A 15,388-nucleotide genomic window follows, 5' to 3' on the forward strand; every position below is an offset into this window, starting at 1 on the left:
ATGGAAAAGATTCTGGTCAGCCGCTGCCTGTTGGGCCATCGTGTGCGTTACGACGGTGGCGCGAGCGGGCCGTTTGATTTGCTCGAGCAGTGGATTGTTGAAGGGCGTGTGGTGCCGTTGTGTCCTGAGGTTGCGGGCGGTTTGCCGACGCCACGGGCGGCGGCGGAGATTCCGGGGGGGCAGGGTGGTGAAGTGCTGGATGGCATTGCCTCGGTCATGACCACCGAAGGCGAGGATGTCAGTGCGCAGTTTCTGGATGGCGCGTGGCAGGCACTGGCGTTAGTTCAGAAGCATGGCATTCGGGTGGCGGTGCTCAAGGCCAATAGTCCTTCTTGCGGGAATTTGCTGACTTACGACGGGACGTTCAGTGGCGTGAAGGTCAGTGGCGAAGGCGTGACGGCAGCATTGCTCAAGCGTCATGGTGTGCAGGTCTTCAGTGAAGTTGAACTGCCGCTAGCGGCGGTGGCTCTGGCTGCTTTGGATTGATCCTGAATCGTTGCCCTCACCCCAGCCCTCTCCCCGAGGGAGAGGGGGCCGACCGAAGTGTCTGGCGTTATTCATCGACCTGAAAGACCTTATCGACTATGGATTCGACACAGCCATGACTGATCGATTATGGCTTCGACAAAGCCATGACCAGTCGATTTCGGATTCGGTATAGCAATCCCAGGTCGGCGTACCTCTAAAGCATCCCCCAATCAGTCCTCTCTCTTTCTGGGAGAGGGCCAGGGTGAGGGGCTTTTAAGGTTTCAACCACTTCTCAGTCAGCGCCGCCAAACGTCCATCCGCCTTGATCCGCTCCATCGCGCTCGCAAGACTGGCCTGAAACGCCGGATTACCCTTCTGGAACGGAATCGCCAAATCCACCGGCGCTGCCGCTATCGGCTTCTCTGCCGTCAACGCCTGCACCAGCACCATCGGCCGTGGCTGCTCATCCTTCTTCGCCAGCAACTGTGAATCGACGTTGCCGTAAGGCTCGCTGAAGTCGAAACGATCCTTGAGTTCGGGTGTCAGTGCTATGTGGTTGAGCGCAACGTCGTACTTGCCGCTTTCAACACCCTGGAGCAGGTCAGCCTCGTCGGTGACGATGAAATCGGCGCGTACATCCAACTCCCGGGCCAGCAGTTGCCCAAGCTCGACCTCGAACCCCGTGAGTGTGTCGCCTTCCTTGAAATTGAAGGGCGGTGTATTAGCCTCAAGGGCTATGCGCAGCTCGCCACGGTCGTTAACGTCATCAATCAGTTCGGCGTGAGCCAAAGGGCTCAGAAGGGGTAGCAGGCAGATCAGGCCAGGCAGAAAGCGCATGGTCACTCCTTTGAAATCATTATCGCGACGCTCTGAGTGAGGCTCGCTTTGCTATGGTTGTCGAGTGCCTTCGACAACGAATGGTCATGAAGTTGTCATGACCCTGCGGATTTTACGGAAAAACTGGAGAAGAAAATGAAAAGCTTTATGTCACGTGCAGCGCTGGCGGGTGTGCTGATGGGTGTTTCGGTGCTGGCCAGTGCGGCTACTCCGGCCCCGAAGGGCGCCGAAGTGTTCATCGTTTCTCCCGAAGACGGGGCCACGGTTTCGCAGACCTTCACCGTCAAGTTCGGTACCAAGGACGTCGCACTGGCGCCGGCCGGTGACGTCACCAAGAACACCGGTCACCATCACCTGCTGATCGACGCCAAGGAAATTGTTCCTGCCGGTTCGGTCGTCCCTACCGATGCCAACCATATGCACTTCGGCAAGGCGCAGACCCAGGCTGATATCAAGCTCGCCCCGGGCAAACACACCTTGCAGCTGGAACTAGGCGACAGCGGTCACATGGCATTCGACCCGCCAATCGTCTCGAAGAAAATCACCGTCAACGTCGAATAACGTTTCGGCGTGCATGAAAAAGGGAGCCCGAAGGCTCCCTTTTTTTGTCGCTCAACGCTTGATCAGAACAACACGCGGCTACGGATAGTGCCGTTGATGTGCTGCAGCTTCTCTTGCGCCAGATCCGAGTACTCGGCGTCGACGTCGATCACCACGTAGCCAACCTTCTCGTTGGTCTGCAGGAACTGACCGGAAATGTTGATGCCGTTTTCGGCGAAGACCTTGTTGATCTCGCTCATCACACCCGGGATGTTCTCGTGGATGTGCAGCAGGCGGTGCTTGCCAGGGTGAGCCGGCAGGGCCACTTCCGGGAAGTTCACCGACGAAACGGAGGTACCGTTGTCGCTGTACTTGACCAGTTTCTCTGCCACTTCCAGACCAATGTTGGCTTGCGCTTCGGCGGTCGAACCACCGATGTGCGGGGTCAGGATCACGTTGTCGAGGCCACGCAGCGGGCTTTCGAACTCTTCGTCGTTGGAGCGTGGCTCCACCGGGAACACGTCGATGGCCGCGCCGATCAGGTGCTTGTCCTTGATCGCGTCCGCCAGGGCGTCCAGTTCGACCACGGTGCCGCGCGCCGCGTTGATCAGGATGCCGCCCTTCTTGATGGCGCGGATTTCCTTCTCGCCGATCATCCACTGGGTCGCAGCGGTTTCCGGAACGTGCAGGGTGACGATGTCGGACATGCCCAGCAGCTCGGTCAGGCTACCGATCTGAGTCGCGTTGCCCAGCGGCAGCTTGGTCACGGTGTCGTAGAAATACACCTGCATGCCCAGACCTTCAGCCAGAACCGACAGCTGCGTACCGATCGAGCCGTAGCCGACGATGCCGAGTTTCTTGCCACGGATCTCGAAGGAGTTGGCTGCGGACTTGATCCAGCCGCCACGGTGGCAGGAAGCGTTTTTCTCAGGGATGCCGCGCAGCAGCAGGATCGCTTCGGCCAGCACCAGCTCGGCAACGGAGCGGGTGTTGGAGTATGGCGCGTTGAACACGGCGATACCGCGCTCGCGGGCAGCACTCAGGTCAACCTGGTTGGTGCCGATGCAGAAACAGCCGACCGCTACCAGCTTCTTCGCGTGATCGAAGATCTCTTCGGTCAGTTGGGTGCGCGAACGAATGCCGATGAAGTGAGCGTCAGCGATCTTTTCCTTGAGCTGGGCTTCCGGCAAGGAACCTGTCAGGTATTCGATGCTGGTGTAGCCCGCCGCCTTGAGGACGTCGACAGCCGATTGGTGGACGCCTTCGAGAAGAAGGAACTTGATCTTGCTCTTATCGAGAGAAGTCTTGCTCATCTGCGTAAACCTGTATCCCGGAGAAAAATGGCAGGGAGGGGAGCAGCCTGGAGCTGACCCAAACGGCAGGAAAGCCGTTACCGCAGAACTGGCCTTGGGCACTGGCCTGCGGGGTCGGTATGCTAGCATAGCCTCCCCGCTAAACACTCATTCCTGCGACGTGAAGCGTTCTCAGGATGACCATGAATTGTTCGAGAGTTCTGTCGATGACCAATCCTGCCCTGATTGATGAACTGAAGACCCTGGTCGAGCCTGGCAAGGTCCTGACCGACGCCGACTCCCTGAATGCGTACGGCAAGGATTGGACCAAGCACTTCGCCCCGGCGCCAAGCGCCATCGTGTTTCCCAAGACCATCGAGCAAGTGCAGGCCGTGGTGCGTTGGGCCAACACCCACAAGATTGCGCTGGTGCCGTCGGGCGGGCGCACCGGGCTTTCCGCCGCTGCGGTGGCGGCCAACGGCGAAGTGGTCGTCTCCTTCGACTACATGAATCAGATTCTCGACGTGAACCTCACCGATCGCACTGCCGTGTGTCAGCCGGGCGTGGTCACCGAGCATTTGCAGAACGTTGCCGAAGAAAAAGGCTTGTACTACCCGGTCGACTTCGCCTCGGCAGGTTCCAGTCAGATTGGCGGCAATATCGGCACCAATGCCGGCGGAATCAAGGTGATTCGCTACGGCATGACACGCAACTGGGTGGCCGGCATGAAAGTCGTCACCGGCAAGGGCGATGTGCTGGAACTGAACAAAGACCTGATCAAGAACGCCACCGGTTACGACCTGCGTCAGCTGTTCATCGGCGCTGAAGGCACCCTCGGTTTCGTCGTCGAAGCGACCATGCGTCTGGATCGTGCGCCGAAAAACCTCACCGCGATGGTCCTCGGCACCGCCGATTTCGACTCGATCATGCCGGTGCTACACGCTTTCCAGGGCAAGCTCGACCTGACCGCGTTCGAATTCTTCTCCGACAAGGCCCTGGCCAAAGTCATGGGCCGTGGCGACGTGCCGGCGCCGTTCGAGACCGACTGCCCGTTCTATGCATTGCTGGAATTCGAAGCTACCACCGAAGAAGTGGCCAACAGCGCACTGGAAACCTTCGAACACTGCGTCGAACAGGGCTGGGTGCTGGACGGTGTGATGAGCCAGAGTGAAACCCAGCTGCAGAATCTGTGGAAGCTGCGCGAGTACATCTCCGAAACCATCTCGCACTGGACGCCGTACAAGAACGATATCTCGGTCACCGTGTCGAAAGTGCCAGCGTTCCTGAAGGAAATCGACGCGATCGTCGGCGAACACTATCCGGACTTCGAAATCGTCTGGTTCGGCCACATCGGCGACGGCAACCTGCACTTGAACATTCTCAAGCCGGATAACCTGAGCAAGGACGAGTTCTTCGCCAAATGCGCGACCGTCAACAAGTGGGTGTTCGAAACCGTCGAGAAGTACAACGGTTCGATCTCCGCCGAGCACGGCGTGGGCATGACAAAGCGCGATTACTTGACCTACAGCCGCTCTCCGGTCGAGATCGAGTACATGAAAGCGGTGAAAGCGGTGTTCGACCCGAACGGCATCATGAACCCGGGCAAGATCTTCGCGGTTTGATTGGCAATCCCTTGAATCAATGAAGGCAGGAGTCGGTAAATGAGCTATCAGCACCAGTACGTCGACGGTACGCGCATTCACTTCCCGATCGGGAAAGTCGTGTGCATTGGCCGCAATTACGCCGAACACGCCAAGGAACTGGACAATCCGGTGCCTACCGAGCCGTTGCTGTTCATCAAGCCGGGCAGTTGTGTGGTGCCGCTGGAAGGCGGTTTCAGCATTCCGACCGAACGCGGTTCGGTGCACTACGAAGCGGAAATCGCCGTGTTGATCGGCAAACCGTTGTCGACCAAACCGAGCCGTGAAGAAGTGCTCGATGCCATTTCCGGTTTCGCCCCGGCGCTCGATCTGACCCTGCGCGACAAACAGGCCGAGCTGAAAGCCAAGGGTTTGCCGTGGGAAATCGCCAAATCGTTCGACGGTGCGGCGGTGATCGCCCCGTTCGTGGTCGGCAGCACCTTTGCTGACCTGACCGACATCGGCATTCGCCTGACCATCAACGGCGAAGTGCGTCAGGACGGCAACAGCAGCGCGATGCTCAACCCGATCGTGCCGATGATCCAGCACATGGCCGGCTGCTTCTCGCTGCAGGCCGGTGACGTGATCCTCACCGGCACGCCAGTGGGCGTCGGCCCGCTGAACGTTGGCGATGACATCGTCCTCGAACTGGTCGGCGCGAGCAGCTTCAACAGCAGCGTGCGCTGATTTAACGCGGTCCCCTTGTAGGAGTGAGCCTGCTCGCGATAGCGGTCTGTCAGTCAGCGATTGTTTCGACTGACCTGACGCCATCGCGAGCAGGCTCACTCCTACAGGGTTTTGTGATCTCTCCCACAATGGCGCAGGGCAATCCCGCCATTTGCCGTTTTTTTCACATCCTGTACGGATAATTCCTCTCATTCTGGCGTCTGAGCCGGCCTCTTTGTGCTATTACCCATAGCCTGAATTTTCGGAACGCGTCCCTCGATGTCATCTCAAACTCAGCTCAAACCCACCCGCCGTTCACGTTTTGCCTTGCGTTGGTATGTCTGGCTGTTGCTGGTGATTGCCGCCGCTTATGCCGTGGCGTTTGCCATGCATTGGGATGATCGCGGTGTGCTCTGGCTGCAAGAGCGTTTCGAAAGCCAGGCCGGGCAGAAGGAAAGTATCTGGCTGCCGGACTATCGGGTGGTCATCGATGCCAAACCGCTAAAAGGGATGGAGAAGGACGAGGCTTCGGATCTGGCGTACAACCCGCAGACCAAAACGCTGTTTTCGGTGATGGGTAAAAACCCGTTTCTCGCCGAACTGACCTTGCAAGGTGATGTGCTGCGCAAGATGCCGCTGGTGGGCTGGAGCAATCCGGAAGGCCTGACGATGATGGAAAACGGCCTGATGGCCATCGTCGATGAGCGTCAGCACATGCTGTCGATCGTCAAGGTCGACGCCGATACCCGCGAATTGAACATCGCAGATTTCCCGAAATACGATCTAGGTCCGTCGAAAGACCAGAACAAAGCCTTCGAAGCCATCACTTGGGACGCTCGCAATCAGCAGCTGTTGCTGGGCGAGGAGCGGCCACCAGCGCTGTTCACCTGGAAAAGCGATGGCAGCCAGACCCTCAAGGGCGACAAGCAAAAACTCGTCAGTGATGAACTGGATATTCGCAACCTCTCGGCTTTGGCGATTGACCCGCGCACTCAACACACACTCGTGCTGTCCGCCGACTCGCATCTGCTGCTGGAGCTGGACGAGAAGGGCGAGCAGGTCAGCTTCATGACCCTGCTTGGCGGCTTCAACGGTCTGAAAAACACCATCCCGCGCGCCGAAGGCGTGACCATGGACGAGGCGGGCACGTTGTATATGGTCAGCGAGCCCAACCTGTTCTATCGCTTCGAGAAACAGAAATAGCAGCCTTTACAGATTCCAATGTAGGAGCTGCCGAAGGCTGCGATCTCTTGATCTTATGAACAGTAAGATCAAAAGATCGCAGCCTGCGGCAGCTCCTACACGGGTTGGCTTGTGGTTTGAGGCAAGTGGCCATTAAGCTTCAGTTCAGACGGGCGTGATATTTCATCCGCCTGTTTTGATCCCGAGCTCATCCGAATGCGTCGACTTGCCCGTCCCAAACCCCTGATTATCATCCTGTCGGTGATTGCCCTGATCGCATTGCTCGCGATCGGCCAATACATGCGGCTGTTCGAGCGCGCCTGGTTCAACTTGCACACTCTGTGGCAACCGCAGAGTAGCGAGTCGATTGGGCTGGATCAGTATCGCGTCGAGATTGAGGCGCGGGTGATTGACGGGCTGGACGACGATGTTTCGGCGCTGACCTTCGATCCAGTGCGCAAAAGCCTGTTCACTGTGACCAACAAGAATTCCGAGCTGGTCGAACTGTCGCTTGAAGGCAAGATCCTGCGGCGCATTGCCCTGATTGGTTTTGGCGATCCCGAAGCCGTCGAGTACATCAGCGCCGACACCTACGTGATCACTGATGAGCGTCAGCAGCGGCTGATCAAGATTCACTTGGAGGCAGGCACCACATTCCTCGACGCGGCGGACGCCGAGCAGATGACCCTCGGTGTGCATATGGCCAGCAACAAAGGTTTTGAAGGCCTGGCGTATGACTCGGTGGGCAAGCGCCTGTTTGTCGCGAAAGAGCGCAATCCGATGCTGATCTACGAAGTGCACGGCTTTCCGCACTTCAATCCGGAGAAGTCCTACGCGGTGCATGTGATCAACGATCCCAAGCGTGACGCCGGGATGTTTGTGCGCGATCTGTCGAGTTTGCAGTACGACGAGCGCAGCGGGCATTTGCTCGCACTGTCGGATGAGTCGCGGCTGATTCTGGAGCTCGATGTCGGCGGGCGCCCGTTGAGTACGATGTCCATCAGTGGCGGCCGGCAGGGTTTGAAGAAAACCGTGCCGCAGGCCGAAGGCATTGCGATGGATGATGACGGGACGTTGTATCTGGTGAGCGAGCCGAACCTGTTTTACGTCTTCAAAAAGCCAACCCCGAACTAACCAACACCACAAAACACTGTGGGAGCGAGCCTGCTCGCGAAGGCGTCGTGTCAGCCAATGAAAATGTTGGCTGAACTGGCGCTTTCGCGAGCAGGCTCGCTCCCACAGGTTTATTCGTCTGCCCATTAATTGCGGGCAGTCTGGGATTACTCAGCCTTCAGGGTTTTCACGCCTTCGCTAGTACCCAGCAGCAACAGGTCCGCCGGACGCGCCGCGAACAAGCCGTTGGTGACCACACCGACAATCGCATTGATCTGCGCTTCCAGCTCCACCGGGTTGGTGATCTGCAGGTTGAACACATCCAGAATGATGTTGCCGTTATCGGTCAAAACGCCTTCGCGGTACACCGGGTCGCCGCCCAGTTTCACCAATTGGCGCGCGACGTGGCTGCGGGCCATCGGGATCACTTCGACCGGCAGCGGGAACTCGCCCAGCACCGGCACCAGTTTGCTGGCGTCGGCGATGCAGATGAAGGTCTTGGCCACGGCTGCAACGATCTTCTCGCGGGTCAGCGCTGCGCCGCCGCCCTTGATCAGGTTCAGGTGCGCGTCGCTTTCATCGGCGCCGTCGACGTAGAACTCCAGGTCGCTGACGGTGTTCAGCTCATACACCGGAATCCCGTGACCCTTGAGGCGCGCGGCAGTGGCTTCGGAACTGGCCACCGCGCCATCGAAGGCGCCCTTGTGCTGGGCCAGGGCGTCGATGAAGCAGTTGGCGGTGGAGCCGGTGCCGACCCCGACGATGCTCTTGTCGTCGAGTTTCGGAAGGATGAAGTCGACGGCGGCCTGAGCCACTGCCTGTTTGAGTTGATCCTGGGTCATGCGGGCTCCGGAAGCGGGCAAGGTGAGAACGGAAAGGCCGGCATTATAGCCGCAAGCGAGGCTAAAACCTCTGGATTCGTGTGGTCGTCCGGCTGAAAGCCGGGTTAGACTCGTTGGTCCCGCCCAATCGCCAGTGATGCTTTCCGATGCTCGAACAGTACGTCAAAAAGATCCTCACCTCGCGCGTTTATGACGTTGCCGTAGAAACCCCGTTGCAGAACGCTCGCCAGCTCTCCGAGCGGCTGGGCAATGACATCTGGCTCAAGCGCGAAGACTTGCAGCCAGTGTTCTCGTTCAAGATTCGCGGCGCCTACAACAAACTCACCCAGCTGACTGACGAAGAGCGTGCCCGTGGCGTGGTCACTGCGTCGGCGGGCAACCATGCGCAAGGTCTGGCCCTGGCGGCGAAAGTGCTGGGCGTCAAAGCCACCATCGTCATGCCCAAGACCACCCCCGAGATCAAAGTCGAAGGCGTGCGCTCGCGTGGCGGCAAAGTAGTGCTGCACGGTGACTCTTTCCCGGAAGCTCTGGCGTACTCGCTGAAACTGGTCGATGAAAAAGGCTACGTCTACATCCACCCGTACGATGATCCGCACACCATTGCCGGGCAGGGCACCGTGGCGATGGAAATTCTGCGCCAGCACCCGCAGCCACTGGACGCGATTTTCGTTCCGGTCGGCGGCGGCGGCCTGATCGCCGGCATCGCTGCCTACGTGAAATACCTGCGCCCGGACATCAAAGTCATCGGTGTCGAGCCGGACGACTCCAACTGCCTGCAAGCGGCGATGGCCGCCGGTGAGCGTGTGGTGCTGCCGACCGTGGGCATCTTCGCCGACGGCGTGGCGGTGGCGCAGATCGGCCAGCACACCTTCGACATCTGCAAAGACTACGTCGATGAAGTGATCACCGTCAGCACTGACGAGATCTGTGCGGCTATCAAGGATATCTACGACGATACCCGCTCGATCACCGAACCTGCCGGCGCATTGGGCGTGGCCGGGATCAAGAAATACGTCGAGTTGCGTGGCGTCAGCGGCCAGACCTTCGTGGCCATCGACTCCGGCGCCAACGTCAACTTCGATCGCTTGCGCCACGTCGCCGAACGCGCCGAGCTGGGTGAAGGCCGCGAAGCGATAATCGCCGTGACCATCCCCGAGAAGGCCGGCAGCTTCAAGGCGTTCTGCGAAGCGATCGGCAAGCGCCAGATCACTGAATTCAACTATCGCTATAACACCGGTAGCGAAGCGCACATCTTCGTTGGTGTGCAGACCCACCCGGAAAACGACCCGCGCAGCGCATTGCTGGCGAGCCTGACCGAGCAGGGTTTCCCGGTGCTCGACCTGACCGACAACGAACTGGCCAAGCTGCACATCCGCCACATGGTCGGCGGCCACGCGGCGCACGTGATTGATGAAGTGGTGTTCCGCTTCGAGTTCCCGGAGCGTCCGGGCGCGCTGTTCAATTTCCTCAATAAGCTCGGTGGGCGCTGGAACATCTCGATGTTCCACTACCGCAACCACGGCGCTGCCGATGGTCGCGTGGTCGCCGGTCTGCAAGTACCGCACGACGAGCGTCATCTGGTGCCGGCGGCGCTTGAGGAAATCGGTTACCCGTACTGGGATGAAAGCGAAAACCCGGCCTATCAGCTGTTTCTTGGCTGAGCGGCTACGCTGATGGGCATGGCCCAAGGAAGAGAAATACATGGAAACCCTGACCACCCTGAAAGTCCTTCACGTCGCGGCGACCGTGGTCATACTCGCGAGCGGGCTGGGGCTTGCCGCCCTGACCTGGCGTAATCGCAGCGAAGGGCCGGCCAGCACGATGCAGCGTCCCTGGCTGTTTATCTGGTGTTTGATGCTGATCGGTATGCTCAGCATGCCTTTCACCGGCTGGTGGCTGGTGCACCTGATTGGCTGGCCATTGGGGCAGTTGTGGATTTTGGGGTCCAGCGTGATTTATGCCGTGGCCACGTTCAGTGCGGTCTGGCTGCTGGTGCGGCTTAATCGGCTGTGGACAACGGGGGTTGGCAACTGGAAATTCAATCTGGCCCTGGCGATTGTCAGCGGCGTCGGGTTTCTTGCCATTGCGGGGTTGATGGGGGCCAAGCCTGTTTAAGGCTTGAGACCGCGTAGACCCAATCGCGAGCAGGCTCACTCCTACATGGGGATGCGTTCCCCTGTAGGAGTGAGCCTGCTCGCGATAGCGATTTCAGTCGCGCAGAGTAATGACCGGCCAGCCACGCTTTTCCGCCTCGGCCCGCAGATTCGGATCCGGATCCACCGCGACCGGATTCGCCACCTGCTCCAGCAACGGCAAATCATTCATCGAATCGCTATAGAAATAGCTGTCATCCAGAGAATATCCGGTCTCTTCCAGCCAACGATTCAGCCGCGTCACCTTGCCCTCGCGAAAGCACGGAATGTCGGTGCTGCGCCCGCTATAACGGCCATCAACCATTTCACACTCGGTTGCGATCAGGGTTTCAACGCCCAGGCGCACAGCAATCGGCGCGGTGACGAAGCGGTTGGTCGCGGTGATGATCACCAGTTTGTCGCCGGCGTCCCGGTGTTTTTTCAGCAGTTCCAGCGCCTTCGGCAATACGATCGGCTCAATGCAGTCGCGCATGTAATCGTTGTGCCATTGCTCAAGCACGGCCATTTCGGTGCGGCCGAGGATCTCCAGGCAGAAGTTCAGGTACGCGGCGTTATCCAGTTTGCCGGCCAGGTAATCCTGATAAAACTCGTCGTTGCGAGCCTTGTACGCAATCGGGTCGAGGAAGCCGCGTTCACACAGATAGTCGCCCCAGGCGTGATCGCTGTCGCCGCCCAGAAGGGTGTTGTCCAAATCGAATAGAGCCAGGCGCATTGCAGTTACCCGCTGAAAAGTCAGTAAAAAGGCGACAAGAATACGGTCTTTTCACAAGAGTGCACATAAGGTAGGAAGCCTCGTTGCCGCCTTATCAACCTTTGTGGAACAATGCGGCGACATGCGTTTGCGAGGTTGTTGCCGTGATCGACCCCGATGGTTTCCGCCCCAATGTCGGGATCATTCTGACGAATGACGCCGGCCAGGTGCTATGGGCTCGCCGTATCAATCAAGATGCCTGGCAGTTTCCGCAAGGGGGAATCAACCCTGAAGAGACGCCGGAAGACGCCTTGTACCGCGAGCTGAACGAAGAAGTTGGCCTGGAACGTGAAGATGTTGAAATACTGGCCTGTACCCGGGGCTGGTTGCGCTATCGTTTGCCGCAACGTCTGGTGCGTACGCACAGCCAACCGCTGTGCATCGGCCAGAAACAGAAATGGTTTCTCCTGCGCCTGATCTCCAACGAGCAGCGGGTGCGGATGGATTTGACCGGTAAACCGGAGTTCGATGGCTGGCGCTGGGTCAGCTATTGGTATCCGTTGGGCCAGGTGGTGACATTCAAGCGCGAGGTGTATCGCCGCGCCCTCAAAGAGCTTGCCCCGCGCCTTTTAGCGCGCGACTGACGACGGAGTTCGACCCCGAGCCATGCTCAATACGCTGCGCAAGATCGTCCAGGAAGTTAACTCCGCCAAGGATCTCAAGGCGGCGTTGGGGATTATTGTGTTGCGCGTCAAAGAGGCCATGGGCAGCCAGGTCTGCTCGGTCTACCTGCTTGATCCCGAGACCAACCGCTTCGTCCTGATGGCCACCGAGGGCTTGAACAAGCGCTCGATCGGCAAGGTCAGCATGGCACCCAACGAAGGTCTGGTCGGTCTGGTCGGCACGCGTGAAGAACCCCTGAACCTCGAAAACGCTGCGGATCACCCGCGCTACCGTTACTTCGCCGAAACCGGTGAAGAACGTTACGCCTCGTTCCTCGGTGCACCGATCATTCACCACCGCCGCGTCGTCGGCGTGTTGGTTATCCAACAAAAAGAACGCCGCCAGTTCGACGAAGGTGAAGAAGCCTTCCTCGTGACCATGAGCGCACAGCTTGCAGGCGTTATCGCCCACGCCGAAGCCACCGGTTCGATCCGTGGTCTGGGCCGTCAGGGCAAAGGCATTCAGGAAGCCAAGTTCGTCGGCGTGCCGGGTTCGCCGGGGGCCGCAGTCGGTACTGCGGTGGTCATGCTGCCGCCGGCCGATCTCGACGTGGTGCCAGACAAGACCATCACCGACATCAATGCCGAACTGGCGCTGTTCAAGACCGCCATCGAAGGCGTGCGCGCCGACATGCGCGCGTTGTCCGCCAAACTCGCGACCCAACTGCGCCCGGAAGAGCGCGCACTGTTCGACGTCTACCTGATGATGCTCGACGATGCCTCGCTGGGCAGCGAAATCACCACCGTGATCAAGACTGGCCAGTGGGCGCAGGGCGCGCTGCGTCAGGTGGTCACTGAGCACGTCAACCGTTTCGAACTGATGGACGACGCCTACCTGCGTGAGCGTGCGTCGGACGTCAAAGACCTCGGTCGCCGCCTGCTCGCCTACTTGCAGGAAGAGCGCCAGCAGAACCTGGTCTATCCGGAAAAAACCATTCTGGTCAGCGAAGAGCTGACGCCGGCGATGCTCGGCGAGGTGCCGGAAGGCACGCTGGTCGGTCTGGTTTCGGTACTCGGCTCGGGTAACTCGCACGTCGCGATTCTCGCCCGTGCCATGGGCATTCCGACGGTGATGGGTCTGGTCGACCTGCCGTACGCCAAGGTCGACGGCATCGAAATGATCGTCGATGGCACACGCGGCGAGGTCTACACCAACCCGAGCGAAGTGCTGCGCAAGCAGTTCGCCGAAGTCGTCGAAGAAGAGAAACAACTGGCGCTGGGCCTCGACACCCTGCGCGACCTACCGTGCGTGACCCTCGATGGCCACCGCATGCCGCTGTGGGTCAACACCGGCCTGCTGGCCGATGTGGCGCGGGCGCAGAAGCGTGGCGCCGAAGGTGTCGGCCTGTACCGCACCGAAGTGCCGTTCATGATCAACCAGCGCTTCCCGAGCGAGAAGGAACAACTGGCGATCTACCGCGAGCAACTCGCCGCGTTCCACCCGCAACCGGTGACCATGCGCAGCCTCGACATCGGCGGTGACAAGTCGCTGTCGTACTTCCCGATCAAGGAAGACAACCCGTTCCTCGGCTGGCGCGGCATTCGTGTGACTCTCGACCACCCTGAAATCTTCCTGGTGCAGACCCGCGCGATGCTCAAGGCCAGCGAAGGCCTGAACAACCTGCGGATTCTGCTGCCGATGATCTCCGGCACCCACGAACTCGAAGAAGCCCTGCACCTGATCCACCGGGCCTGGGGTGAAGTGCGCGACGAAGGCACCGACGTGCCGATGCCGCCGATCGGCGTGATGATCGAGATCCCGGCAGCGGTGTACCAGACCAAGGAGCTGGCGCGGATGGTCGACTTCCTGTCCGTCGGTTCCAACGACTTGACCCAGTATTTGCTGGCGGTCGACCGTAACAACCCGCGTGTGGCCGATCTCTACGACTACCTGCATCCGGCGGTGCTGCAAGCCCTGCAAACCGTGGTACGCGATGCCCATGCCGAAGGTAAACCGGTGAGTATCTGCGGCGAAATGGCCGGTGATCCGGCGGCGGCAGTGCTGTTGATGGCGATGGGTTTTGACAGTTTGTCGATGAACGCCACCAACTTGCCGAAGGTGAAGTGGATGCTGCGTCAGGTCAATCTGAGCAAGGCTCAGGAATTGCTGGCGGAGCTGATGACCATCGACAATCCGCAAGTTATCCACAGCTCGCTGCAATTGGCGCTGAAGAACCTTGGGTTGTCGAAGATGCATCCGCCGGCGGTGGTCAAGGCCCTCTGAAGATCAAAAGCCCCTCACCCTAACCCTCTCCCGGGGGGAGAGGGGACTGATTGGGGGATGCTGCAGAACTCCGCCGACCTGAAAGTGCTTTGCTGGATCCATAATCGATTCAAACCGACTTGAAAGTGCGTGTTGAATCCATAATCAACTCGGTCTTTCAGGTCGATGCATGGCTCAAGACACCTCGGTCGGCCCCCTCTCCCTTTGGGAGAGGGCTGGGGTGAGGGTTGGCTTTTAAGCTGTTATTTCCACTTCACCCAAATGCCCGCCATACGGCCCAAAACTCCGCTCCACCATCCGCCGCGCCCCATCCGCCTGCACAATCAACGCCGTACTCGCCCGCGTCCCGTAACTCTGGCTGGCGATAAACACGCTCGATAACAATGACTCCGTCGCCAGACCCACCCCAGTATCCGGCAACTCGGCAAACGGCGCGGTCTGCGCATCGCCCAGCAGCTCCATCAAGCGCTCAGGCTGCGGATCATCCAGCACTGCACTCAACGCAGCCTTGGCCTTGAGCAACTTCGGCCACGGCGTATCCAGCCCGGCATTCGACAGTCCGTAAACACCTGGCTCCAGCATTACTGGTTCCGACATCCGCGCATTGAAGTGCCACAGCTCATGGCTGTTGCCGAGCAGCAGATTAAACCCGGCATATTCCGGCGCACGTCCGACCACATCGCTCAAATAATCATCAATCGACGCATCGTCGGTGAGAAATCGCGCCACCAACTCACCCCGTGACTTGCGCGCTGGCGGTTGATGCGGATCGCGGATATTGGTCAGCGCGGCAAAGCGTCCGTTGGCGCCAATCCCCAGCCAACTCCCGCCGGCCTCAAGATCACGTCCGGCATGCACATGCGGCGCTTCTGGCCATGGCGCCAGTGGCAGGCTTGGCCGGGCGTAGAACTCGTCACGGTTGGCCGCGACGATCAGCGGCTGGGCATGGCCCGGGCGCCAGGCGAAAACAATCAGGCACATAAGGTGGTCCTTGTGTGTGTTTTGCTCACTCTACGCA

At 59.4% G+C, this 15,388-nt stretch carries 15 protein-coding genes; 10 read left to right on the forward strand and 5 right to left on the reverse strand.

Features of this window, described 5'->3' with window-relative positions:
• Window positions 1-486, forward strand: coding sequence for a DUF523 domain-containing protein (locus CKW14_RS18425; protein ID WP_095049422.1), 486 nt, complete (start codon window positions 1-3; stop codon window positions 484-486).
• Window positions 487-741: 255 nt separating this feature from the next.
• Here CKW14_RS18425 and CKW14_RS18430 read toward each other — a convergent pair whose 3' ends face one another.
• Window positions 742-1,305, reverse strand: a complete 564-nt coding sequence (locus CKW14_RS18430; protein ID WP_095125828.1) for a transporter substrate-binding domain-containing protein — start codon at window positions 1,303-1,305, stop codon at window positions 742-744.
• A gap of 135 nt (window positions 1,306-1,440) precedes the next feature.
• On the opposite strand from CKW14_RS18430, the gene CKW14_RS18435 reads away from it, so the two are divergent.
• A complete protein-coding gene (locus tag CKW14_RS18435) occupies window positions 1,441-1,866 on the forward strand; it encodes a DUF4399 domain-containing protein (RefSeq protein ID WP_095125829.1) in 426 nt (141 codons plus the stop codon).
• A 62-nt stretch (window positions 1,867-1,928) separates the two neighbouring features.
• On the opposite strand, the gene serA is transcribed toward CKW14_RS18435, so the two are convergent.
• Window positions 1,929-3,158 (reverse strand): phosphoglycerate dehydrogenase, encoded by a 1,230-nt coding sequence (serA, locus tag CKW14_RS18440; RefSeq protein WP_008085296.1) that lies wholly within the window; start codon window positions 3,156-3,158, stop codon window positions 1,929-1,931.
• A gap of 206 nt (window positions 3,159-3,364) precedes the next feature.
• On the opposite strand from serA, the gene CKW14_RS18450 reads away from it, so the two are divergent.
• From CKW14_RS18450 to CKW14_RS18465, 4 genes are all read left to right on the forward strand, one after another.
• On the forward strand, window positions 3,365-4,759 hold the full coding sequence (locus tag CKW14_RS18450) for an FAD-binding oxidoreductase (protein WP_026000500.1): 1,395 nt from the start codon (window positions 3,365-3,367) through the stop codon (window positions 4,757-4,759).
• 39 nt (window positions 4,760-4,798) lie between these two features.
• Window positions 4,799-5,464, forward strand: coding sequence for a fumarylacetoacetate hydrolase family protein (locus CKW14_RS18455; protein WP_093429791.1), 666 nt, complete (start codon window positions 4,799-4,801; stop codon window positions 5,462-5,464).
• Between the two features lie 258 nt (window positions 5,465-5,722).
• Entirely contained in the window at window positions 5,723-6,646 is a 924-nt protein-coding gene (locus CKW14_RS18460) for an SdiA-regulated domain-containing protein (RefSeq protein ID WP_095049425.1), read from the forward strand.
• 195 nt (window positions 6,647-6,841) lie between these two features.
• Window positions 6,842-7,759, forward strand: a complete 918-nt coding sequence (locus tag CKW14_RS18465) for an SdiA-regulated domain-containing protein (RefSeq protein ID WP_095125830.1) — start codon at window positions 6,842-6,844, stop codon at window positions 7,757-7,759.
• 146 nt (window positions 7,760-7,905) lie between these two features.
• Here CKW14_RS18465 and rpiA read toward each other — a convergent pair whose 3' ends face one another.
• Complete coding sequence (gene rpiA / locus CKW14_RS18470) at window positions 7,906-8,580, reverse strand: ribose-5-phosphate isomerase RpiA (RefSeq protein ID WP_007913886.1); 675 nt, start codon at window positions 8,578-8,580, stop codon at window positions 7,906-7,908.
• Window positions 8,581-8,726: 146 nt separating this feature from the next.
• On the opposite strand from rpiA, the gene ilvA reads away from it, so the two are divergent.
• Both ilvA and CKW14_RS18480 read left to right on the forward strand, forming a co-directional pair.
• Entirely contained in the window at window positions 8,727-10,241 is a 1,515-nt protein-coding gene (ilvA, locus tag CKW14_RS18475) for a threonine ammonia-lyase, biosynthetic (RefSeq protein ID WP_041072159.1), read from the forward strand.
• 40 nt (window positions 10,242-10,281) lie between these two features.
• The gene (locus CKW14_RS18480; RefSeq protein WP_095049427.1) at window positions 10,282-10,695 is read left to right on the forward strand and encodes a DUF2269 family protein; all 414 of its coding nucleotides are present in this window, start codon (window positions 10,282-10,284) and stop codon (window positions 10,693-10,695) included.
• 93 nt (window positions 10,696-10,788) lie between these two features.
• Here CKW14_RS18480 and CKW14_RS18485 read toward each other — a convergent pair whose 3' ends face one another.
• On the reverse strand, window positions 10,789-11,445 hold the full coding sequence (locus CKW14_RS18485) for an HAD family phosphatase (protein ID WP_095125831.1): 657 nt from the start codon (window positions 11,443-11,445) through the stop codon (window positions 10,789-10,791).
• A gap of 143 nt (window positions 11,446-11,588) precedes the next feature.
• Between CKW14_RS18485 and CKW14_RS18490 the strand changes: the two genes are divergently transcribed.
• The gene (locus CKW14_RS18490; RefSeq protein WP_003229203.1) at window positions 11,589-12,068 is read left to right on the forward strand and encodes an RNA pyrophosphohydrolase; all 480 of its coding nucleotides are present in this window, start codon (window positions 11,589-11,591) and stop codon (window positions 12,066-12,068) included.
• 22 nt (window positions 12,069-12,090) lie between these two features.
• Window positions 12,091-14,370: a phosphoenolpyruvate--protein phosphotransferase gene (gene ptsP, locus CKW14_RS18495; RefSeq protein ID WP_007913900.1), complete on the forward strand. Its 2,280-nt coding sequence runs from the start codon at window positions 12,091-12,093 to the stop codon at window positions 14,368-14,370.
• 234 nt (window positions 14,371-14,604) lie between these two features.
• On the opposite strand, the gene CKW14_RS18500 is transcribed toward ptsP, so the two are convergent.
• Window positions 14,605-15,351, reverse strand: coding sequence for an NRDE family protein (locus CKW14_RS18500; protein WP_095049429.1), 747 nt, complete (start codon window positions 15,349-15,351; stop codon window positions 14,605-14,607).
• Between the last annotated feature and the right edge of the window lie 37 nt (window positions 15,352-15,388).

Origin of the sequence: Pseudomonas sp. Irchel s3a12, from assembly GCF_900187485.1 — a bacterium.
GTDB classification, from domain to species: domain Bacteria; phylum Pseudomonadota; class Gammaproteobacteria; order Pseudomonadales; family Pseudomonadaceae; genus Aquipseudomonas; species Aquipseudomonas neuropathica.